Origin of the sequence: Actinomadura sp. NPDC048021, assembly GCF_040653135.1 — a bacterium.
GTDB classification, from domain to species: Bacteria; Actinomycetota; Actinomycetes; order Streptosporangiales; family Streptosporangiaceae; genus Spirillospora; species Spirillospora verrucosospora.
Genome location: NZ_JBEZJQ010000003.1, coordinates 446,831 through 469,257 on the forward strand (window position 1 = coordinate 446,831; position 22,427 = coordinate 469,257).

Genomic DNA, 22,427 nt, shown 5'->3' on the forward strand with positions numbered 1-22,427 from the left:
CCCAAGGCGGCTACGGCGCCCCGGGTACCAACAACGGACCGGGCGGGGCCCCAGGCATCGGCCCCAGCAGCGCCCCAGGCAACGGCCCTGGGACAGGAAACCGTCCAAACGGCTCGGGAACCACCGGGACGGTGACCAAGGTCGTCGGCAACACCCTGTACCTGCGCACCGCCTCCGGCGAGACCGTGAAGGTCAAGACCACCGGAACCACCAAGATCCGCATCATCGAGGACGGCGGGCTACGCGACCTCGACGCGGGCACGGCCGTCACCGTCCAGGGCTCCCCAGGCCAGGACGGCTTGCTCACCGCGACCACCGTGAACGTGCGCCCCGGCCGTTGAATCGTCCAGGGCTCCCCAGGCCGGGACGGCCCCCTGACCGCGACCACCGTGAACGAGCGCTCCGGCCGTTGAATCGTCCAGGCCTCCCCAGGCCGGGATGGCCCCCTGACCGCAACCACCGTGAACGAGCGCTCCGGCCGTTGACCGGAGATTCCGGCAGAGCGATGAAAGAGGGAGATCTCAATGGGCAGGGTGCGCGCAATGCGGATGCTCGGCATCCTGACCGCCGCCGGAACAATCCCGCTAAGCACGGCCTGCGGAAACGGCGGCACCGCCGCCGCAGGCCCGGACAAGACGGCCGTGGCCGATCCCATGGCCTCATTCCGCGCCTGCCTTGAGAAGCAGGGCGCAGATATCCCGGACGGCGGAAAGGCCCCCGGCGGCGCGCCACCAACTGGCCGCCCGCCGAACCGTCCGAGCGACTCCCCGACCGGTGGCCCAGGCAGTCCGCAAACCGGACGCCCGTCCAACGCCCCAACAAACGACTCCCCGACCGGCATCCGCCCCACAAGATCCGCAGCAGAGCAGAAGGCCATGCAAGCCTGCGCCTCCCTAGCCCCCCACCGAGGCACCGGCAAGAACCAAGGACCACCCCCCACCTCTCAGCCCACCAACAACTAACCCCCCAGACCACCCAGCCCCAGCCCAGCCCAGCCCTCCCGCAGGGTCCTGCCCCGGCCCCAGCCTGCCTTGGGACCGGCCAGTTGTAGTGCGGCCTAGCCGCAGACTGGCCGTCTCAGAGCCCTCGAACCGGTTCTTCTTAGGGGCCCGTCCCAGAGCAGTCTGGGGCAGGCCGGACCGGTCCGACCGGCCCGTCTAAGACGGACGGAGTGGCCCGTCTTCGAGTGGCCTGCTCCGACCGGTCTGTCTCAGCCCCGGCGTGGTCCGATGGGCGCGTCTGAGACCGGGCCGTATCAGACGGCCTGCCCCAGATCGGCCGGATCCAGCTGCGGCCTGTCTCAGAGCGGCCCGGTCCAGCCGAGGCCTGGGGCAGAGGGGACCGAGTTACGCGACGGTCTGACCGGCCTCGCGGAGTGAGTGCCGCGGGATCATCGCTTCCTGTGACGAGACCGTCCGGGCGGGTCAGGCCGTGGCGGGTGGGCTCTGTTGTGGTTTGCGCGGGATGGTGAGGACGGGGACCAAGGCCGCCACCAGGAACACCGCAGTCCACCAGAAGGTGTCGGTGAAGGCGTTCGCCAGGAGGGACAGTGTCTCTGCTGTGCGGTGTCCGGCTGCCTCGTCCAGGCTTCCGGACGCTCCGGGGATCTCGTGGCGGATCCCGATCTGCAGGATGACCGCCGTCACCGCCGTGCCGAACGAGCTGCCGATGCGGACCAGGATGTTCGCGCCTGTGGTCGCGGCGGGCACCGCTTCGCGGGGGAGGCCCTGGTAGGCCATCGCCATCAGGGGCGGCGCGATCATGCCGTGGCCGAGTCCGACGACGAGCATCGCGGCCATGATCGTGGCGCGTCCGGTGCCGGGGGAGAGGGTGGTGAGGGCCACCGTCCCGGCGAGCACGCAGAGGATGCCGCCGACCGCGAGCCATCGTCCGCCGAAACGGTCGCCGAGCCGTCCCGACACCGACATGGTGGCCATCGCGCCGACCCCCATCGGGGCCAGCAACCAGCCCGCGTCCAGAGCCGACTCCCCGCGGACGATTCCCGCGAACAGCGGAACGAGGATCATCAGGCCGAACATCGCGGCGCTGTAGAGGAAGAGCCCGCCGGTCGCGGCCGTGAAGGCCCGGGTGCCGAGACGGCGCAGGTCGATGAGGGCGCCGTCGGCCCTGCGGAACGCGTGGGCTGCGAACGCCGCGACGAGGACGCCGCCGGCGATCGCCGTGATGAGGAAGTGTCCCCCGGTCAGATCCGCCCCGTTTCCCGCCTCAGACAGCGCGTACACCAGGGCCGCCAGGCCGGGAGACAGAAGCAGCATGCCGATGACGTCCAGCCGGGCGTCCGTGCTGCGTTCACCGTCGCGCGGCAGCATCCTCAGGGCCGCGACCAGCGCCAGCGCGCAGAACGGGACGTTCACGAAGAACATCCACCGCCAGCTCAGGTTGTCGACGATCACGCCGCCGAGCAGCGGGCCCAGGATCGGGGCCAGCATCGCGGGCACGGAGACGATGCTCATCACGCGGCCCATCCGGTCGGGCCCGGCCTCCCGGACGAGCATCGTCTGCCCGACGGGCATCAGCATGCCGCCGCCGAACCCTTGCAGGACGCGGAACACGATCAATGAGGGCAACGACCAGGCGAGCCCGCACAGCAGCGACCCGCCGATGAACAGGCCGAGCGAGACGAGCCACATCGTCCGGGCCCCGAACCGCCGCACCGACCACGCGGTCAGCGGGATCGCCATCGAGAGGGCGAGGGTGTAGCCGGTCACGACCCACTGGATGGTCGCTAGGGAGGTGCCGAAGTCCCGGCCGAGGGCGGTGATCGCGACGTTGACGATCGTGCTGTCGAGGACCGTCATGATCGCGCCGAGCACCACGACGACCGCGATGTTGCGCAGGTGCGGATCGATGGGTGCCTTCTGGATGGACGGTGCGGTGCCTGCCGTGGTCATCCCCGTTCCCCCTCCAGTTTCCGTACGCCGTATCGGCAACACCATACAGCGTATCGCCAGCTCCGTACACCGTATCGATACGGCGTCTCGCGTACGATCTCTGGTGTGGCGGCAACACCGAGGTCAGGCGATGTGTGGACGCGTCCGCGCGGCGGGCGCAGGCCGAAGCTGACCCGCGAGGCGATCGTCGAAGCGGCGATCAGGCTGGCGGACGCGGAGGGCCTGGAGGCGGTGTCCATCCGCCGCATCGCAAGCGAGCTGGGCGTCCGGGCGATGAGCCTGTACACGCACATCGACGCGAAAGAGGACCTCCTCGACCTGATGTACGACGTGGTCGCCGAAGAGGTGCTGGTCCAGGGGGAGCTGCCGGACGGCTGGCGCGAGGCGCTGATCGAGATCGCTCGAAGGGAGCGCGAGGCCGGGCTGCGGCACCCGTGGATGCTGCAACTCGCGGGACGTTCCCCGCGCATCGGGCCCAACGGACTGCGCCACATCGAGCAGACCCTGGCCGCCGCCGCCCGCCTCACCGACGACCCGGAAGGCATGCTGGCCATCGTCAAGACGATCGACCACTACATGCTGGGCTTCATCACGATGGAGCAGCAGGCCGCCGATACTGCCCCCCAGCGCGTCCAAACGACCCCCTTGGAGCAGTCGTACGTACGGCTGCTGGTGGAACAGGGCGAACTACCGCACCTCAAGCCCTTCTTGGAGACGGGCTTCTACCGCAGCGACAGCTTCGAGCTGGGCCTCAAGTGGGTGCTGGACGGCATCGAACACGAATACCGAGGGAAGTAGCCCTCGACCACCATGCCGACGTAGCGTAGGCGGCGGCGTACGTGCAGCTACGACGAGACGGGGACCGGGTGCGGGCAGCGAAACTCATCAGCGTGGCCGCTGTGCTGGTTCTGGCGGCGGCCACCGGCTGCGACAGCGGGGACAGGAACACGAGCCAGGCCGCAAGCGTCCCCACGGGCCTGGGACAGTTCTATGGCCAGAAACCGTCCTGGAAGGGCTGTCGCAACGGGTTCGAGTGCGCGACCGTACAGGTCCCCTTGGACTACACCAAGCCGTCCGGCGAGAAGGTCGGCATCTCGCTCATCCGGCTCCCGGCCGAAGACAAGTCCGAGCGGATCGGTTCACTGCTCACCAACCCTGGGGGTCCCGGCGGTTCCGGGGTCGACTTCGTTCGCCAGGCCGCCCGCACCTTCGGGAACGACCTGCGCCGGCGATTCGACATCGTCGGCTTCGACCCGCGCGGGGTGGCGTCCAGCGCGCCCGTCCGCTGTAACACCGGACCCCAGCTGGACGAGTTCTTCGCCACCGACGCGTCCCCAGACGACTCGGACGAGACCAACCAGCTAGGCGGCGCAAGCAAGGCCTTCGCGCAGCGTTGCAAGGCCAAGGCCGACTCGGAGCTTCCCTACGTCGGCACGGTCAACGCCGCCCGCGACATGGACGTCCTGCGCGCCGCCTTGGGCGACCAGAAGCTCACCTACTACGGCGCCTCCTACGGCACGTACCTGGGCGCCTTCTACGCCGAGCAGTTCCCCAAGAACGTCCGCGCCCTCGTCCTGGACGGCGCCGTCGATCCGAAGCTGTCGTCCACCGACCTCCTGATCGAGCAGGCCAAGGGCTTCGAGACCGCTCTCCGTGCCTTCGCCGACGACTGCGTGAAGTCGGGCGGCTGCGCCTTCGGCAACACCCCGGACGCGGTCATCGGCCAGGTTTCCTCCTTCCTCGCGTCCACGGACAAGAAGCCCCTCAGCAACACGCGCGACTCCCGCAAGGTCACCGAGTCCCTGGCCGTGATGGGCATCGCCCGGGCCCTCTACGTCAAGGAGTACTGGCCCGTTCTGCGCCAGGCGCTCACCCAGGCGACGCAGAAGGGCGACGGCACTCTTCTCCTAGCTCTCGCGGACGAGATGGTCGAACGCAAGGCCAACGGCACCTACAGCAACCAGACCGACGCCAACATGGCCGTCAACTGCGTCGACAAGCCCAACCCGCCGGACCTCGCCGCCTACGGCAAGGCAGCTGCGCAGGCCAAGAAGGTCGCTCCCCGCTTCGGGCCGTTCGTCGTCTGGGGCGGCCTCCCGTGCGTCTACTGGCCCGCCCAGACCGAACAAGCACCTCAACCCATCACCGCCAAGGGCGCCGCCCCCATCGTCGTCATCGGAACCATCCGCGACCCCGCGACGCCCTACAAGTGGGCCCAGAGCCTGGCCGGCCAGCTCTCCAGCGGCGTCCTCCTCACCTTCGACGGCGACGGCCACACCGCCTACCTCCAAGGCAACTCCTGCATCACCAAGGCCACCGACGACTACCTGATCAGCGCTGACCCGCCCAGGAACGGGACCACCTGCCGCTGAATAACCAGTGCACACCCACCCCCTAACACCCGGTAGACTGCTTCCGCCATGCCCCGCATGGCACGCCGCCTTAGCTCAGTCGGCAGAGCGATTCACTCGTAATGAATAGGTCATCGGTTCGATTCCGATAGGCGGCTCCACCTCAGAGGCCCCTTCCGATCCCGGAAGGGGCCTCTGTGCTTACATCGGCGCCTCGACCGCTCCGTTCATGACCCGCGCGAACACGTCCGCCCCACCCCCCTCGGCCGGGGTCCACGTGCGCGTAGACGTAGCGTGATGGCCGGGTCAGCATGGCCGAGCCGAGCGGCGACGATGTGGACGGGCCCACCCGCCAGAGGAAGGGTCGTCGCGTGGAGGTGGCGCGAACCATGAGCGCGAGCATGGCCGCCACGCGAACCTGACGCGACCGTCGTGGGCAGAGTTGGCCCAGGACTTGAGTGTGGGGTGCGGTGTCGGGCAGGCGCGTCCCTTCTGGGAGCCGTTGTAAGCGCCGGTTCGATACGATCTCTCGGGATTCGGGGGATGAAGAGGTCTCGCTCATGTTCAGGCTGTTCCGCCGGCGACGTACGGACGAACTCGCCCTCATCGACGCCGAAATCACGGCCCTCGGCGAGGCGCTGGCGCGGCACCCCTTCGTACCCGAGCAGCACGCCGCGGACGCCGATCTCCTGACGGACTACTCGCGGGCGCTCGATGCCTATGAGCAGGCCAAGAGGGCCTTCGTCGGAGACCGCGACCGCGCGGACGCCGCGGATGTGCTGATCGCGCTGGACGAGGGCCGCCACGCGCTCGCCTGCGTCGACGCCCGCCTCGCGGGCCACCCTGCGCCGCCCCGCCGTCCCCTGTGCTTCTTCGACCCGCGCCACGGCACGTCCGTCGACCGTCTCTCCTGGACCCCCGAGGGGGGCGTCACCCGGATCATCGACGTGTGCGCCGCGGACGGGGTGAGGATCAACGAGGGCATGCCGCCCATCGCGACCGGCCGACGCCCGCCACCGCCGCCCGAGCCGCGCGCACCCGCGCCCAGTTCTCTACCGCGCGGGTCTCGGACCCCAGCCCCTGCGCCGCGCGCTCCTGGAGAACCCGCGCCCTATAAGACGTGCCCGCCGGGCGTACGCAAGAGCCAGCGAGTTCAGGGAAGGGGCGCCAGGGAGCACAAGTTTCCTTATCGTGAACCACGCGTCCCGCAGGTGCTGGTCGTCCGCCTCCACGGCGGCGAGCGGAAAAGCGTGGTCAAGCTCGTCGAAGCGGGAGACGTACGGGTTCTGCTTCGAGTTCGAGGGCACCGAAGCCGTGTTGTGGCGCCGCTCCCTGTACGTGAGGACAAGCACGTCCACCTGCGGATCGAGACAATGGGGCGGTGGTCCGCGTGGCTGCAGCGCTTCGACACCGTCCCGGCGGCCCGCGACCACATCTCCTCGCGCGGCTCCTTCGTCTTCCGCTACATGGGAGGCCCCGCGATCGTCCAGATGACGCACGCCGAGCACGGCGACTTCTCTCTCACGGAACTCACGACGGACTTCGAGCAGGGCCAGCGGGTTCTGTCCGGCAATGGTGCCACCTACGCCGAAGCCCACCTGTCAGGCTCGACCTACCTGCATGTGCGAGCCGAAGGCGACTGGAGGATCAGGTTCACCCCTCTGTGAGAAGGGGCGAGAGTTGTCCGTTGCGATGAGTCAGGGCCGGAACTCGGCCACGATGGCGTGCAGGGGTCGCAAGAATCGGCCGCGCGTGCGCATGTCGCACCTCGGCCTGCGCGACCCCCGACCTCGGCCCTTCCCTCGCCCTCTAGTCCGTGCTCGGGTACGAGCTGGTCGTGATTGCAGACGTCCAGTGTGGGGGGCTGGCGCTAGACGGCGGCTGACCTGGGGTCGGGGCTCCGGGCGTCGTGGCTGACGGATCCCGACGGCTACCGGATCGAGCTCGTGCAGTGGCCGCCTGGCCACACGGCAGGCATGACGAGCGCGGATTTCGTCTGACGAGACGGCGCAACAGGAGCGAAGGTTCTGAATAACGCCTTGCCCTGTGCCTGCTGAGACGGCCTGGAGACCGGAGCCGCACTACCCTTCGGCGGATGCAGAACCCTCCGGGCCAGGTGCCCGCGCCTCTCGATGGTCCAGGCGTTGAGGTGACAGACGCCCGCGAGCTATTGCTCGGATACTTGGAGTGGTATCGCGAAGCGCTGATGCGCAAGCTTTCCGGGCTCTCGGACGAGCAACTCCGCGAGCCGGTCGAGCCGTTGGGGTGGTCACCGCTCGGCCTGGTGCAGCACCTGGGTTGGGTCGAACGCCGGTGGATGCGTTGGGGATTCGCCGCCGAAGACGTTCTCGCCTACCCGCCCGGTGGCGACGAGGCTGAATGGACCGTCCCTGCTGACCGGGCCACCGCCCAGGTCATGGACGCTTATCGGTTGGAGGTCTCGCATACGCGCGCTCTTTTGGACGGTGCCGCACTGAACGACCGAGCTCGTCTGGGTGGTCGTTTCCGGACGTCCGAACAAGCTCCCTCCCTCGGCAGGATCCTCTTCCACCTGCTCCAGGAGTACGCGCGCCATGTCGGCCACCTCGACGTTGCCCGCGAGCTGTTGGACGGGACGACCGGCGAGTAGCTGCCGATCAGCGCAGCCGTCGACAGCGGAGGGTGTGCGCCTGACAGAGTCCACGATCGCCAGAGGTCTCCGAAGTATTCGAGCCCGTCACAGCGGCCGCGGTTGAACGTCCCGGGTCAGTCGGTCAGGTGCTCGGCGAGGATCTTCAGGTGGGTGTCGCGGGCGTCGGCGTGGCAGCGGCGGCCGGCGTCGGTGATCTCCACGAAGACGCCGCGGCGGTCGGCCTCGCAGAGCCCGCGCTGGACGTAGCCGTGCTTCTCCAGACGGGCGACCGTCCGGGACAGGGCGCTCTGGCTGAGGTACATGGCCGCGGCGATGTCCTGCATGCGACGCTTCTCACAGTTCTGATCCACGAGGCGGTCGAGCGTCTCGTACTCGCTCATGCTCAGGCCGTGGACGTCCTGCAAGGCGCGGTCCAGAGCGCATGCGACCGTGTTGTAGCAGGTCGCCAGCTTGCGCCAGCGGTCCACCAGGACTGACTCCGCCTCCATGCCGCGCATCTTACCATGCAAGCGCATCAGATGCACAAGCATTAAATTCGCCGGAACTTTGTGCGTGGACATTTGATGCATGTGCATGTACTGTCCCTCGACGTGACTATCACCGAGACCTCACCCGACTCCGCTGTCCGGGCGCCGGGCGCCGTGGGCGCGCCGGCCGAACAGACCTGGACTCCCCGGCTGTGGGGAGTCCTCGCCGTCCTGTGCGCCGTGTTGTTCCTCGACGGACTCGACGTCTCGATGGTGGGCGTCGCGCTGCCGTCGATCGGCGCTGAACTGGGCCTTTCGACCACCTCACTGCAGTGGATCGTCAACGGCTACGTTCTCGGCTACGGCGGGCTGCTCCTGCTCGGCGGGCGCACCGCCGACCTTCTCGGCCGCCGCCGCGTGTTCCTCGCCGCTCTCGCCGTGTTCGCCGTGGCGTCGCTGGTGGGCGGTCTCGTCAACGACGGCACGCTGCTGATCGCCACGCGGTTCGTGAAGGGGCTGGCCGCCGCGTTCACCGCGCCGACCGCCCTGTCCATCCTGACCACCACTTTCCACGAGGGCCCGGCGCGCAACCGCGCGCTGTCGGTGTTCTCCGTTTTCGGGGCGAGCGGCTACTCGTCCGGGTTGATCCTCGGCGGGTTGCTGACCAGCTTCGGGTGGCGCTGGACGTTCCTGACGCCCGTTCCGCTCGCCGTCCTCGCCCTTGTCGCCGGCATCGCGCTGATCCCGCGGGACCGGTCGGCGGCCGAAGGAGGGCACGACATCCTCGGTGCCCTGACGCTCACCGGGGGCATGCTGCTCGCGGTCTACACCGTGGTCTCGGCGCCCGAGCGCGGCTGGCTCGACCCGGTCACCCTGGGTTCCGTCGCCGTCGCGGCGGCCCTGCTGATCGCGTTCTTCGTCACCGAGAACAAGGTGCGCCACCCTCTGATCCGGCTCGGCATCCTGCGGATCGGCTCGATCGTCCGGGCCAACCTGAGCATCGTCGCCCTGTTCGGCTCGTATCTGAGCTTCCAGTTCATGATGACGCTCTACCTGCAGGACGTGCTGCGCTGGTCGCCGCTGAAGATGGCCCTGGCCCTGCTGCCGGCCGGGCTCCTCGTGGCGTTCGGCTCGCCGTTCGTCGGGCGCCTGATCGACCGCTACGGGACGCCGCGCCTGATCATCAGCTCGATGACCTCCCTGAGCCTCGGCTACGCCTGGTTCCTGGCCACCGCCGGCAACGCTCCGCACTACGCGTTCACGATCCTGCCCACGATGCTCCTGCTGGGCGGCGGGTTCGCGTTCGGCTTCAGCTCGATCATGGCGCAGGCCACGGACGGGATCGACGACTCCGAGCAGGGGCTGGCCTCGGGCCTCGTCCAGACCTCGGGCCAGGTCGGCGCCGCCCTGGTCCTGGCCCTGGTCACCGCCCTGGTCGCGGGCGGTACGGCCGCCGGCGGCGACGGATTCGGCGAGTTCCACCCCGGAGTCAACCTGGTCAGCGCCGTCGCCGTGATCGGTCTGGCCCTGAACCTGATCCCGCTCCTCCGCCGCTACCGCCCGAAGCACACCTGACCGCCCTCCGCCACTGTGGGCCGGGCCGCGCAACCCACCGCGCGCCCCGGCCCACACCTTTCCCCGACGGCCCCTCAAGCCTCCCCGCCCCCGGCAGCGCCCGCGCACCGGGGGCGTCTGTGCGTGAACGGCGGTCGAGCGCCCGGCGGGAGCTGCGCACCTAGGGGAAAGTGCGCGTTTAGCGGGGTGTGTGTGCCTGGCGGGGTTTGCGGACTCGGGGGCGTTGGCGGGTCTGGGAGCGACTGTGCTCCTGGGGGATTAGCGCTGTCGCTGAATCTGTGACGTTCCTGGGTGCTTGATGTGCCGTTAGGTGTGGGGAACCTAGGCGAAGCGCTGCGGCTGGATGGGGTGCGGTGGCGTGGGTGGGTGCTGGTGTGGAGTGCCGCGTTGTTTGCGGCGTGCGGTGTGGCGGGGGCGTCTCCTGTTGGAGGCGCCCCCGCCTTGGGTTAGCCGGGACGTTTCCAGAAGGGGCGGCGGGGCGGGGATTCGCCGGTGAAGTCGGCTAGGACCTGGAGGGCCTGGGTCCACTGGTCGTTGACAGTGGGCTGGTCGGCGGTGGGCCGGAGGCGGTGGAGGTCATCGCGAAGGTCGGCGAGGGGTTTGGTGTCCAAGGAAAGGGTCTGCATTCGCTGGACGATCGACTCCAGGATGGGGAGAAGCTCGCTCAGCAGGTGCTGGACGCGCTCTTCCCGAGTGTCGGGGACCTGGCGGAGGCGACCCAGGACGTTGGCCAGTTCCTGCTGGAATCCGGCGAGGGGTGAGGGCGCAGGGCCTGCCGCTCGTCGGGCGCGGCGGGCGGGGCGGCCGAAGGAGCGGGCTGGGGGCGGGGGCGGCGCGCCGTAGCCGGCCGGGGCGCCTTGCGGCATCGGGGGCGGGCCCGTGGGGGCGGCCGGCATGGGCGCCGAAGGCATGGCGGGGGGAGGGGGAGCTCCGCCTGCCGGCGGGGCGGCGCCTTCCATTCCCACGGAGAAGGCGGCCGGGGCCATTCGCGGGGCGGCCATCGGTGCGGCTCCCGCCCAGCCGCGGGGCATCTCCACCGGCTGAACGACCTGGTGCGGAGCGTCGCCTTCGGTCGCGACCCGGCTGTCCACGGCGACGAACGCGGTGAAGCGGCACAGGACGCCGAACCGGAGGGAGGTCGAGATGATGCGCTGTTCCAGGTCACCGGCGCCGCCGACCGTGTAGCGGTCTTCTAGGTCGCGCAGGTGCGCGCGGGCCCAGATCGATCGGGCGGCCGAGTTCTTGGCGACCACCCCGGTGGCGTGCTGCTCCCAGGTCGTGCCGTCGGACGCCGTCCCCCGCACGGAGAGGGCGCCGGAAGCCGCGCCGCGGAACCTGCCCGCGATCTGGAGCGGCACGCCGGGGAACAGGGCGCCCAGCCGGGTGGGCGCCACGCTGCCCGGGACGATCTCCAGCCCGTCGGCGTGAAGGGAGAGACCGGTGGCCACGGGGGCGGCGATCCGGTGGTGGATGTGCTCCATCGCCTCGTCGAGGCGGTCTTCGGACTCCACCAGTTCGCAGCGGCCCTGGCCGATCGAGGCGAGGCGGTTCAGGAAGCCGGCGTTGACGGCCTGGTCGATGCCGACCGTGTGCACGCGGATGCCGTGCAGGCGCGGTTCGAGGTGGGCGAGGAGCTGGTCCTCGTTGCCGACCTGGCCGTCGGTGATGAGGACGAGGACCCGGTCGCGGGCGGGGTCGGTGAGCAGGCGGCAGCCCTCGTCGAGCGGGGTGAGCATCTCCGTGCCGCCCCGCGCGCCCAGCGCCGCGAGGTGCTCGACGGCGCGGAACCGGTTGCGGTCGGTGCCGTCGACCAGTCTGGAGCCGAGGTCGCGCGGGCGCTCGATGACGCTGTCGAAGGACAGGACGGCGAACCTGTCTTCGGCGCGGAGGGTGTCGACGATGCGGGCGGCGGCGCGGCGGGCGGCGACCATCTTCCAGCCGTGCATGCTGCCGGAACGGTCGAGGACGAGCACCACGTCGCGTGGCCGGGGCCTCACCTCCCCGGAAGGCAGGACCGTGAGGCTGAACGTTCCTTCCTCGCCGGACTCGTCGGGGATGAGGGAGAGGGCCGCGCTTTCGTGGGGGGCGAAGTCGAGGCGGAGGATGAAATCGCGGTCGAGTCGCTCGCCCGGTAGCAGGCGTACGGTCATCCGTTCGCCGTCGCCTGCCTCGGCGACCACGTGCAACGCCGACCGGATCTCGGTGAGGGGAAGCCCCGCCGGATCGATGTCGACGGTGACGGCCAGGCGAACCGGGTTGGGGAAGTGGGGCAGCAGGACGGGCGGACTGATCCGGGACGCGTCCGGCACGGCGTCGGTGTCGTCGGCGGTGCCGGAGCCTGCGCGCTCGCCGTCGAGCGGAGCGCCGGGGATGTAGCGGGGCGCGACGACGAGGGGGAAGCGGAACGTCGCGCTGGACGCCGACTCGTGCGGCAGCGGCTGGTCGAGGGAGAGCCTGATCGTGACTCGCTCACCCGGCAGGATGTTGCCCACCCGCATGGTGAACACGTCCGGGCGGTCTTCTTCCGCTATGGCCGCGCGTTGACCCGCGGCGATGGCGGTGTCGTAGTCCTGCCGCGCCTGGCCGCGCTCTTTCAGCTTCCCTTCGATGACCCTGTCCGCGGCCTCCATGCGCATCGCGGTGACGGCGGCGCGGTCGGGCAGAGGGAAGATGTAGGTGGCCTCCAGCGGCTCGTCGAAGGGGTTGCGGAAGCCTTGGACGACCTCGATGCCCGCGGCGAGGCCGGTGATGGACGCGTGCACGTCCACGGAGTCGAGCGGCAGGTTTCCCCTGCCGGTGCTGAGCGCGCCGAGCCCGTGGTCGGGTACCGGCGGCGCGGGCTCGGGTAGCGGCAGGATACGCACGGTCACTGGATCCTCCGGGGTGGGTCGGCGGGCTGGAAGTCGGGGCTTTCGGCGGGGGGCCGTGCCGGGGCGAGCAGGCCGCGGCGGCGTAGTTCGTCGAGAAGCGGACGCGCGGCCGCCTCGATGGCGGCGACGTCGTCGCCGTTCAGGTCAGGGACCTCCAGAAGCACGGTGAGGCCGGGCGCGAGACGGACGCCCTGGACGAGAGCGGGGCGGGGTTCGCCATAGCCGCTGACATCGACGTTCGGCCGGAATGACACATCGGGGCGCGTGCTCCAGAAGTTGCCTCTCTCGCCGCCCGCCGCGCTCGGGCGGGCTGGGGGCGGCATGCCCTGGCCCTCCGGTCTTGCCGCGGAGTCGCGGTGGGGAGCCTGATCTGCGTCCCGAATGGCCGGGGCGTTCGAGCCGAGGGGGCCGGATGCTCCGGAGGAAGGGGCGGGCGCCGGCAGGTCGGCCGACGGAGGGGGAACTGCGGCGATCTTGGCGAGTTCCGCGTCGGTCGCGGCGGCGAGCTCGATCTGGATCTCGGCGATGGAGCGGCCCGAGGCCTGTCGCCGCTTCACCGCGACGAGCTGGAGGAGATGGCGGGGCCCGTACAGGGCGGTGCGGCCGCGGCGGCCGAGGGGAGGGTCGATCAGGCCGATCGTGGTGTACCAGCGGATCAGCCGCTCGTTGGGCAGGTCGCGCACCCGGCCGCTGACCTGTGCGGACGCGCCCGCCGCGAGAGCCGCGGCGGCATGGTCCGCCAGTTCGGCGATCGTCCAGGTGTCGTCGTCCATAGCTTGATGATGACACTGTCACGATGACAGTGTCAATCGCGATCGAGGGGGAGCGGTGCTGCACCGGCCCTCCCGGACGCTGCTCGGGTATGCCGACTCCCGGACGACTCGGGCTCGGTCTCGTGGCGGGCGCCGTCGCCGAACGTTGCATTGGACGTGCGTCGGGCATGCTCGGAGACGAAGCCGTGGCCGAATTGCCCTTTGAGGCGTCATAGTGGCGACATTCGTTGCCTGGCTCACCGTTTGGTTAGGCATTTATGGCCGTGGCCGGAAGTGCAGCCTCGCCGATTGTAGAAATGGTCGCTCCGGAGCCGAGGTCCGAAATGTCCGGGTGTCACCCTCGGTGGCCTTCCGGTCGCTCATCGGGGCGACGTCCTGGTCATGCGAACTCGGTGAACCTTGCAGTATCTCGGACGAAGCGCCCAAAGTCTATTAATAGCGACACGGTGTCCAATAGATCTGTTTATGGGGTAAGAGTGCTGTTTGGTATTGGGATGTGATCTCTTGAATTTGCTGGTAACGAGCGTCCGCAGCCTTTACCTTTTCTGGCATGAGCGACCATCTCCTGGTCGAGACGCTGCGCGAGCGCGACCCCGGCGCCCCGGCCGCGGTCTACGACGCCTACGCCGAGAAGCTCTACGCGTACTGCTGGTTTCAGCTGAGGGGACGCGACGCGGCACAGGTCGCCCTGCGGGACACCTTCATCGTGGCCGAGGCGCACATAGGCGAGCTGCGGGAACGCGACCGGTTCGGACCATGGCTCTATGCCATCGCCAGGTTGGAGTGCGCCCGCCGCATGCCGTCCAGGCACCAGGTGCCGGACGTGCCGGTCGCCAGTCACGACCAGGAGGACGTCGACCAGCGCCTCACGGCGTGGCATGCGGTGATGTCGCTGCCGCCTCTCTCGCGAGAGATCCTGGAGCTGCGCGTCAGGCGCCAGTTGTCGGTACCCGACCTTGCCGCCGTGTTCGGGTTGTCGGCGAGGGACGCGCAGATGGCACTCGACGACGCGCACGGCGCACTCGAAGCGGCTTTGACCGCGGAGATACTCACGAACGAGGGCCCCTACGATTGCCCCGAGAGGGCTCTCCTCCTCCGTGAGCGGCATGGTGAGCTCACCTACGACATCAGCAAGCGGCTGATGGAGCACGCGCGAGAGTGTTCCGCCTGTGGGGCTCTCCGTCCCCGAACCCTGTCGGCCGCCAAGGTCTTCGGGCTGCTCCCGGAGGCGGAGCCCGCGCCGGAGATGCGGCTCAGGGTGATGAGTTGCTTCCTGGATCCGGAGCTGGTCGGCTACAGGCTCTTCGTGGCCACGCGTGTCACGGATTTCAGGTCCGATGGATTTCCCCTCCAGACCGCCTTCGGGCGTCCCGAACGGGTGGCTCGCCAGGGCCGGCGCTGGCGGTTCGGCCGCACCCGTAGGACCGCCAAGGAGGACGGGGCGACCGGGCTCTACGCACAGGTCGGTCGTGCCTCTGCCGTGCTCATGGCCGTCGCGCTCCTGTCGGCGTCCGGGGTCGCGTCCATGTACGTCGTCAGTGCCCAGCGTGAGAACAGGGACGAACACGCCGGCCCGCGTCCGACGGCGGTTCCCGGCGCCTCCCAGAGGCCCGGATCCAGGCAGCAGATGCCTGCGCGTCCACGTGCTTCCGACACCCTCGACGCCGTCCCCTCGGCCCCGTTTCCCTTGGGCGCGCGCAACTCGTCCGCTCCGCCGCCCGCTCTCTTAGGCATGTCGTCGCTGCTGGCGTTCTCGGATGGGTCCCCGAAGTCCGCGGCCGCAGGCGCGCTCGTGGTCTCACCCTTATTCCTGGACCTGGCCGGAGGAGCGAACGGCTCCATAGAGTTATGGGCAGAGGGCAACCCAGTGGCCTGGAAGGCGAGGAGCCGAGGCCCTCTCGCAGTCAGTCCGGCTTATGGGCATCTTGCAGCCGGGCACAGCGTAACGGTCCATGTGCACGTCTCACGAGGGCAGAAGTCCCACGGAGAAAGCACAGTCACCTTCCGACCCGGCGGGCCTCTGGTCCACGTCACATGGCGGCCTGCGCTCAGCACCTGACGCCCGGCGACTGACCTTCCTCCGTTGCGGACGGCCACCGCGTGGCGTTTCTACCTGCCTTTTCCCGAGTCAACTACGCTTCGTAGCTGATCATTTGCGCTAGGCGGTAACGCGGGCGGGGAGGACGTGATCATGGCACCTGGCGCACCCGAGCTACGTCGCCGTCGCGTGACCCTGCCTTCCGCCGGCAGGGCACTGCGGTTGGTCACTCTCACCTCCGGCTTCGCGATCGGCATGAGCGTGCTGGTGCCGGGCGCGTCCGCCCGTCCGTCCGACCCGCCCGGCCCTAGCGCGAAGGACGTCGAACGGAGCGAACGCGACGTCAGGGAGCAGGCGGCCGAGGTCGGGCGGACGAAGGCCATGCTCGCCCAGGCCGACGGCGAACTCGACAGGCTCGCCGTCACCGCAGAGGCCGCCGTGGAGCGCTACAACGGGGAACTCGTGCAACTGCGGCGCGCGCAGGAGACGTACAGGGACGTCCAAGGGAGGCTCGCCGAGGCGGACCGGAGAGTGGAGCAGGCCAGAGCCGAACTGGCGACGTTCGCCGCGCAGGTCTACCAGGACAACACCGGCTACGACCCGATGTCCTCGGCGGTCGCGGGGGAAGGCGGGCCCCAAGGCTTCATGGACCGCGCGGGCATGGTGAAGATGCTCGCCGAACGACGGACCGCCATGTTCCGCCGGGTCGAGGCCTCCAAGACGGTTGCGGACGTCTTCCGCCGCCAGGCGAAGACCGCGCTGGACGAGCAAGGCGCAGCCACGAGGCGCGCCGACGAGGCCAAACGGCTCGCACAGGACGCTGTGGCCACCCAACAGGAGGCCGTCCAGCGCATCGAGACGGATAAGCGCCGTCTGGAACACAAGCTTGGTAAGGCCCAGGCGCATGCTGCGGAAGTCAAGCGCGCGCGGGAACGTGCGCGGGAACGAGCGCGGGAGAAGGCGCAGACGCGCAAGTTCCGTTCGGATTTCCCCGTTCCGAAGGAGGTGCCACCAGAGGCGCGCGGTGCCATCGCGGTCGAGGCGGCGCTCAAGTGGCTCGGCACGCCCTACTCCTGGGGCGGGGGCGACATGGACGGGCCGACCTACGGCATCGATCAGGGTGCCGGGACGGTCGGCTTCGACTGCTCAGGCCTGACCATGTACGCGTGGAACAAGGCGGGTGTGCGGCTCGACCACTGGACGGGCACCCAGTGGACGTCCGGACCGCACATTCCCATCAGCAGACTGCGCGCAGGTGACCTGGTCTTCTTCGCGACCAATCGCTCCGACCCCGCCACGATCCACCACGTCGGGCTCTACCTCAGCGATGGACGCATGGTGGAAGCGCCCTACACCGGTGCACGGGTGCGCATAGCGAGCATCCACCGGCACGACCTGATCGGGGCCACACGCCCTGCGGGCTGATAGAGCCCAACCCCCGTACAAAGCGAGAACCCTTCTGCAGGAGTCCTACAGAAGGGTTCGTCGCGAGCGTCGCGTGGGCGGCAGGGAGCGGGTCGGTGCCGTCCGCGACTCCGCACGGCCCGGCCGGCCGCACGGCCCGGCCGGCCGCACGGGCCGGAGACGGCTCAGTGGCCGCCCTGGTCGGAGGCGCGCTTGAAGGAACGCTCGATCTCCTGCTCGGCCTCCACGCGGCCCACCCAGCTGGCGCCTTCGACGGACTTGCCGGGCTCCAGGTCCTTGTAGACCTCGAAGAAGTGCTGGATCTCCAGCCGGTCGAACTCGGCGACGTGGTGGATGTCGCGCAGGTGCTCCATGCGGGGGTCGGTGGCGGGGACGCACAGGACCTTGTCGTCGCCGCCGGCCTCGTCGGTCATGCGGAACATGCCCACGGCGCGGCAGCGGATGAGGCAGCCGGGGAACGTCGGTTCCTGGAGCAGGACCAGGGCGTCCAGGGGGTCGCCGTCCTCGCCGAGGGTGTCCTCGACGAAGCCGTAGTCGGCCGGATACTGCGTGGAGGTGAAGAGCATGCGGTCGAGCCGGATGCGGCCGCTCTCGTGGTCCACCTCGTACTTGTTCCGCTGACCCTTCGGGATCTCAATCGTGACGTCGAAATCCAAGATGTCCTCCGCTCCCTGCGCGCTCGCAGTGAATAGTCTTTCGGGAGCCTGTGGGCGAGGCCGGCACCACAGGTGAGTGTTCCCCTGTATAAGGATGTCGCACGTTGGTGAGTGCTGAGTGGGAGAGGGGCGGTCACGTGCCTGGACGGGGCCGGGCCCTCGCAGTCCTGTCGCTGTCCCTCCTTAACGTTTTCGCCGTCGCCGCAGGTCTGGCAGTGGTGAAACTCACACCCGACCGCCGCCTGTCGCCGCAACCGCCCAGCGTGGCGGCGCGCGACCTGGTGCGGATCGCGCCGTCGTCCGCCGCGATCCCCGCCGCGGAGCCCGGGTCGGGCCGTCCGCCCGACCCGTCCGCCCTGGCGGGGCGGCTGTCCGCGCTGATCGGGGGACCGCAGGCGAAGATAAACGCGGTGGTCGTCGACGCGGAGACCCGGCGGCCGCTGTACGAGCTGCGCGCCGGGCAGCCCGCCACCCCGGCCTCGACGACGAAGCTGGCGACGTCGGTGGCGGCGCTGGCCTCGGCCGGGCCGGGCCACCGGATCACCACCCGGGTCGTGCGCGGCGCCGGCGACGGGATCATTCTGGTCGGAGGCGGGGATCCTACCCTGACGGCGTTGCCGCCGCGTGCCGGAGCCGACCACCCGCCCTATGCGTCGCTTGCGGATCTGGCCCGCCAGACGGCCACGGCCCTGAAGGCGTCTGGCGCGGGCCAGGTGCGCGTGGACTACGACTCGTCCGCCTACCAGGGGCCCCGAACGGCTGCGGGTTGGAAACCCAACTATCTGCCCGACGGCGAGGTGGCACCCGTCAGCGCTTTGACCGTCGATGAGGGACGTGTAGCGCCATCGGACCCGTCCAGCAAGACACGGGTTTCGGACCCGCCTTCTGCTGCGGCCAGGGAGTTCGCGCGCCTGCTGTCCAAGAACGGGGTCAGTGCCAGGGCCGGACGTTCAACCGTCGCTGAGAAGGGGGCTGCGCAACTCGGCGCCGTCCAGTCGCCGCCGTTGTCCGCGCTCGTGGAGCATCTGCTGACCGACAGCGACAACGACGTGGCCGAGGCGGTGGCCCGCCAGGTGGCCATCAATCTGGGACGTCCCGCGACATTCGCCGATGCCGCGCAGACCGTCCGGCAGGTTCTCGCCGGGTTGGGCGTGGCCGAGGGAGTCTCGGTCAACGACGGCAGTGGGTTGTCGCCGCTCAACCGCATCTCGCCCATCGCGCTGGCGCGGATCGTCTCCCTTGCCGCGGGCGGGGACCACCCGAAGCTGCGCCCGGTCATCACCGGCCTGCCCATCGCAGGGTTCTCCGGGACGTTGAGCCCGCCCCGCTACACCGTCACGGCCAGCCAGGGGGGCGCGGGGATGGTGCGCGCCAAGACCGGCACCTTGGCGGGCGTCAGCACCCTGGCCGGACTCGCCTACGACGCGGACGGGCGCCTGCTCGCCTTCGCGTTCATGGCAGGAGATGGCAAGGGACCGGTCGACCCAGGCAAGCTCGACCAGCTCGCCGCAGCGGTGGCCACCTGCGGATGCGGCTGATCTGAGACCCCACACCCGAGCCACGGCGCGGGTGTGGGGGCGCCCGTACGGGAGATAACCAGAACGGTTGTTCGTTGAACGACCAAGCAGGGCGCTCCGGCGCCGCGTTCCGAACGTACGGTGGTGACATGAGCGCCTCAATGATCGACTGGAACCTGGCGGTCCAGGCCGGCACCCGGCTCGTCAGGCCCGGGCCGCAGGTCACCCATGCCGAGGCCCGTGAGGTCGTCAAGGAGCTGCGCGACCTGTCGAAGATCGCCCACGGGCACGTCCGGGACTTCACCGGGATGGCGTCCGAGCTCGACCCCGACCCTGCGACGATCGTGGACAGGCCCGGCTGGATCCGTGCCAACGTGGACGGTTTTCGGGTGGTGCTGGAGCCGCTCATGGAGCAGATGTCCGCGAAGGGGAACGGCGGCCCCCTCGGTGGGGCGGGCAACGTCGTCGTCCAGGCGGTCGGTTCTCGCGTCACGGGTATGCAGGTGGGCGCGATCCTGGCGTACATGGCGAGCCGCGTCCTGGGGCAGTACGAGCTGTTCCTGCCGCCGGACCCGTCCGGGCGTGCGCCGACAGGGCGGTTGACTTTGGTCGCGCCCAACATCGTCCATGTGGAGCAGGAGCTTGGTGTGGAGTCGCGTGACTTCCGCCTCTGGGTCTGCCTGCACGAGGAGACGCACCGCGCTCAGTTCACCGGCGTCCCCTGGCTGCGCGAGTACGTCCAGGACCAGATGACCAAGTTCCTCCTCGCGTCCGACCTCGACCCCGGCATGATGCTGGACCGCATCCGGGACGCGGCCGAGGCCGTCGCCGACGCCGTGCGCGGCGGTGACTCCAACCTCATCGACGCGATCCAGACGCCTGAGCAGCGGGAGATCCTCGACCGCCTCACGGCCGTGATGACGCTTGTCGAAGGGCACGGCGACTACGTCATGGACGCCGTGGGCCCCGAGGTGGTGCCGTCCGTCCAGCAGATCCGGTCGCGTTTCCAGGGACGGCGTTCGGGCGGCTCCAAGCTCGACAAGACGATCCGGCGCCTGCTCGGCATCGACCTGAAGATGAAGCAGTACGCGGAGGGGTCGCGGTTCGTGCGGAGGGTCGTCACCGAGGTCGGCATGAGCGGCTTCAACCAGGTCTGGCAGTCGCCGGAGACGCTCCCGAGCCACGACGAAATCAAGGAACCCACGCTGTGGATGAGCAGGGTCGTCGGCACACGCGCCATCGATGCTCCGCCGAAGGCCAACGAGGCCTGACCCACAGCGACCCTGAGGCTTTGCCTGCCTTGGGCGTGCGACGCCGTGTGATGGTAGACGTTTGCCATGGGCCCTGATCCGGCTGTGGCAGCGGTGCGTCTCGCGGTGCGCCGGGTGCTCGCCGACGTGCCTGAGGGCGCGATGGTGCTGGCCGCGTGCAGTGGGGGCGCTGATTCGCTGGCGCTCGCTGGGGCGCTGGCCTTCGAGGCGCCCAGGGCAGGGCGTCGGGCCGGAGGCATCACCATCGACCATGGCCTGCAGGACGGCTCGGACAAGCGCGCCGACGAGGTGGTCCGAACCATGGTCGGCCTTGGTCTCGACCCAGCGGGATCTGTCGCGGTCACAGTCGACGGACCAGGCGGCCCAGAGAACGCAGCCCGGGACGCCCGATACACAGCCCTGGACGGTGCCGCCGATCGATTCGGCGCTACGGGCGTCTTGCTTGGTCACACGCAAGACGACCAAGCCGAAACCGTCCTGCTCGGGCTGGCGCGTGGTTCGGGGGCCCGCTCGCTGGCCGGCATGCCCACCACTTTCAGACGCTCCAGTGGCGTCCTCTACCTAAGGCCCTTGCTGGGACTGGATCGCGCCACCACGCGCCGCGCCTGCAAAGCCATGGGCCTGGACCCCTGGGACGACCCCCACAACATCGACCGTGCCTTCGCGCGCGTGCGCGTCCGGCACGAGGCCCTTCCCGCTCTGGAGGAGGCGCTCGGCCCGGGAGTGGCCGAAGCACTGGCGCGGACGGCGAGGATGCTGCGCGACGACGCCGACGCCCTAGACGAGATGAGCGCTCGCGCCTACTCCGACTTGGAGGTCTCCGAAGACGGTTACACGGTGGCGGTCCGCCTGGAAGGGCTCGCAGGGCTGCCCAGAGCCGTCCGCACCAGGGTGCTGCGGACGGCGGCGGTCAGGGCCGGCAGCCCACCGGGTACGCTCGCGGCGGTCCATATCGATGCAGTGGATCGGCTGGTCACGGCCTGGCACGGCCAGCGGCACGTGGATCTGCCCGGGGGGCTGCGCGCCTTCAGGAGGTCTGGAAAGCTGCTGTTCGGCCCGGTTTGACGTCGCGGTGTGTGCGGATCATCACGTGCCGCGTCCGCCGCGCACTGCCCGAACGGCGCGCGGCGGTGTCCGTCCGACGTCCGTCCCACCGGACGGGCGAGGTCTGAGCTATGAGGTGGGGTTGTGGACGAGAAGGACCTGGGCAACGACCTGGCGAAGGTGCTGATTTCCGAGGACGACCTGCAGGCCAAGGTGCGCGAGCTCGCTTCGCAGATCGACGCCGACTACGCGGGCAGGGACCTGCTGCTCGTCGGGGTCCTCAAGGGCGCCGTCATGATCATGGCCGACCTGGCGCGGGCGCTGCACTCGCCCGCCTCCATGGACTGGATGGCCGTGTCGTCCTACGGCTCGGGCACGAAGTCCTCCGGCGTCGTCCGCATCCTGAAGGACCTCGACACCGACATCCTCGACCGGCACGTCCTGATCGTGGAGGACATCGTCGACTCGGGCCTGACGCTGTCGTGGCTGGTGAGCAATCTGCGCTCGCGCAACCCCGCCTCGCTGGAGATCTGCGCGCTGCTGCGCAAGCCGGAGGCCGTCACGACCGAACTCGACGTGAAGTACATCGGCTTCGACATCCCGAACGAGTTCGTCATCGGCTACGGGCTCGACTATGCGGAGCGGTACCGGAACCTGCCCTTCGTCGGGACCCTGGCCCCGCACGTGTACGGCGGGGACGGAGCCTGAGCGTCCAGGAGGTTGCCGGCAGGGGCGGGGAGGCCCGGATCGCCCGGACATGTCCACGCCGGCCGGAGGCGCACCAACGCCCCCAGGGAACAAGGGACCGTGACGAATCGTTGCAAAGGTCGTTGACGGGTATAGGCAAGGGATGCGGGAGAACGGCGTCGGCTGCGTCTCCTACGCCTGCGGTGTAC

17 protein-coding genes and 1 tRNA gene are annotated in these 22,427 nt (G+C 69.6%); 13 read left to right on the plus strand and 5 right to left on the minus strand.

Annotated features, from left to right (window positions below):
- Positions 1 to 131: 131 nt before the first annotated feature.
- On the plus strand, positions 132 to 341 hold the full coding sequence (locus AB0C87_RS07905; RefSeq protein ID WP_360576870.1) for a hypothetical protein: 210 nt from the start codon (positions 132 to 134) through the stop codon (positions 339 to 341).
- 1,083 nt (positions 342 to 1,424) lie between these two features.
- On the opposite strand, the gene AB0C87_RS07910 is transcribed toward AB0C87_RS07905, so the two are convergent.
- A complete protein-coding gene (locus AB0C87_RS07910) occupies positions 1,425 to 2,912 on the minus strand; it encodes an MDR family MFS transporter (protein ID WP_345179723.1) in 1,488 nt (495 codons plus the stop codon).
- Positions 2,913 to 3,017: 105 nt separating this feature from the next.
- Here AB0C87_RS07910 and AB0C87_RS07915 point away from each other — a divergent pair, with 105 nt between their 5' ends.
- The 5 genes from AB0C87_RS07915 (at position 3,018) to AB0C87_RS07935 (ending at position 7,892) form a co-directional block, all read left to right on the plus strand.
- Positions 3,018 to 3,710: a TetR/AcrR family transcriptional regulator gene (locus AB0C87_RS07915; protein WP_360576871.1), complete on the plus strand. Its 693-nt coding sequence runs from the start codon at positions 3,018 to 3,020 to the stop codon at positions 3,708 to 3,710.
- 92 nt (positions 3,711 to 3,802) lie between these two features.
- Positions 3,803 to 5,284 carry an alpha/beta hydrolase gene (locus AB0C87_RS07920; RefSeq protein ID WP_360576872.1) on the plus strand — a complete coding sequence of 494 codons (1,482 nt, stop codon included), beginning with the start codon at positions 3,803 to 3,805 and terminating at the stop codon, positions 5,282 to 5,284.
- Positions 5,285 to 5,348: 64 nt separating this feature from the next.
- Positions 5,349 to 5,424: transfer RNA gene (locus AB0C87_RS07925), tRNA-Thr, on the plus strand.
- A gap of 399 nt (positions 5,425 to 5,823) precedes the next feature.
- The gene (locus AB0C87_RS07930; protein ID WP_360576873.1) at positions 5,824 to 6,930 is read left to right on the plus strand and encodes a hypothetical protein; all 1,107 of its coding nucleotides are present in this window, start codon (positions 5,824 to 5,826) and stop codon (positions 6,928 to 6,930) included.
- A gap of 428 nt (positions 6,931 to 7,358) precedes the next feature.
- Positions 7,359 to 7,892 carry a DinB family protein gene (locus AB0C87_RS07935; protein WP_360576874.1) on the plus strand — a complete coding sequence of 178 codons (534 nt, stop codon included), beginning with the start codon at positions 7,359 to 7,361 and terminating at the stop codon, positions 7,890 to 7,892.
- Between the two features lie 116 nt (positions 7,893 to 8,008).
- Here AB0C87_RS07935 and AB0C87_RS07940 read toward each other — a convergent pair whose 3' ends face one another.
- Positions 8,009 to 8,383 carry a MarR family transcriptional regulator gene (locus AB0C87_RS07940; protein WP_345179736.1) on the minus strand — a complete coding sequence of 125 codons (375 nt, stop codon included), beginning with the start codon at positions 8,381 to 8,383 and terminating at the stop codon, positions 8,009 to 8,011.
- 102 nt (positions 8,384 to 8,485) lie between these two features.
- Here AB0C87_RS07940 and AB0C87_RS07945 point away from each other — a divergent pair, with 102 nt between their 5' ends.
- Positions 8,486 to 9,937, plus strand: coding sequence for an MFS transporter (locus AB0C87_RS07945; protein WP_360358257.1), 1,452 nt, complete (start codon positions 8,486 to 8,488; stop codon positions 9,935 to 9,937).
- A gap of 446 nt (positions 9,938 to 10,383) precedes the next feature.
- Here AB0C87_RS07945 and AB0C87_RS07950 read toward each other — a convergent pair whose 3' ends face one another.
- Both AB0C87_RS07950 and AB0C87_RS07955 read right to left on the minus strand, forming a co-directional pair.
- Positions 10,384 to 12,807 (minus strand): VIT domain-containing protein, encoded by a 2,424-nt coding sequence (locus AB0C87_RS07950; RefSeq protein WP_360576875.1) that lies wholly within the window; start codon positions 12,805 to 12,807, stop codon positions 10,384 to 10,386.
- Positions 12,804 to 13,580: a MerR family transcriptional regulator gene (locus tag AB0C87_RS07955; protein WP_345179740.1), complete on the minus strand. Its 777-nt coding sequence runs from the start codon at positions 13,578 to 13,580 to the stop codon at positions 12,804 to 12,806. The genes AB0C87_RS07950 and AB0C87_RS07955 overlap by 4 nt, the downstream gene beginning before the upstream one ends.
- Positions 13,581 to 14,130: 550 nt before the next feature.
- Here AB0C87_RS07955 and AB0C87_RS07960 point away from each other — a divergent pair.
- The gene (locus AB0C87_RS07960; protein ID WP_345179742.1) at positions 14,131 to 15,639 is read left to right on the plus strand and encodes a sigma-70 family RNA polymerase sigma factor; all 1,509 of its coding nucleotides are present in this window, start codon (positions 14,131 to 14,133) and stop codon (positions 15,637 to 15,639) included.
- A gap of 168 nt (positions 15,640 to 15,807) precedes the next feature.
- A complete protein-coding gene (locus AB0C87_RS07965) occupies positions 15,808 to 17,043 on the plus strand; it encodes an NlpC/P60 family protein (protein WP_360576876.1) in 1,236 nt (411 codons plus the stop codon).
- Between the two features lie 164 nt (positions 17,044 to 17,207).
- Here AB0C87_RS07965 and AB0C87_RS07970 read toward each other — a convergent pair whose 3' ends face one another.
- Positions 17,208 to 17,699, minus strand: coding sequence for an inorganic diphosphatase (locus tag AB0C87_RS07970; RefSeq protein WP_179837865.1), 492 nt, complete (start codon positions 17,697 to 17,699; stop codon positions 17,208 to 17,210).
- A gap of 218 nt (positions 17,700 to 17,917) precedes the next feature.
- Between AB0C87_RS07970 and dacB the strand changes: the two genes are divergently transcribed.
- The 4 genes from dacB (at position 17,918) to hpt (ending at position 22,239) form a co-directional block, all read left to right on the plus strand.
- Complete coding sequence (gene dacB / locus AB0C87_RS07975) at positions 17,918 to 19,237, plus strand: D-alanyl-D-alanine carboxypeptidase/D-alanyl-D-alanine-endopeptidase (protein ID WP_360576877.1); 1,320 nt, start codon at positions 17,918 to 17,920, stop codon at positions 19,235 to 19,237.
- 140 nt (positions 19,238 to 19,377) lie between these two features.
- Positions 19,378 to 20,487, plus strand: a complete 1,110-nt coding sequence (locus AB0C87_RS07980; RefSeq protein ID WP_345179798.1) for a zinc-dependent metalloprotease — start codon at positions 19,378 to 19,380, stop codon at positions 20,485 to 20,487.
- A 66-nt stretch (positions 20,488 to 20,553) separates the two neighbouring features.
- Positions 20,554 to 21,552: a tRNA lysidine(34) synthetase TilS gene (gene tilS, locus AB0C87_RS07985; RefSeq protein ID WP_360576878.1), complete on the plus strand. Its 999-nt coding sequence runs from the start codon at positions 20,554 to 20,556 to the stop codon at positions 21,550 to 21,552.
- Between the two features lie 123 nt (positions 21,553 to 21,675).
- On the plus strand, positions 21,676 to 22,239 hold the full coding sequence (gene hpt, locus AB0C87_RS07990) for a hypoxanthine phosphoribosyltransferase (RefSeq protein WP_345179751.1): 564 nt from the start codon (positions 21,676 to 21,678) through the stop codon (positions 22,237 to 22,239).
- Positions 22,240 to 22,427: the final 188 nt, after the last annotated feature.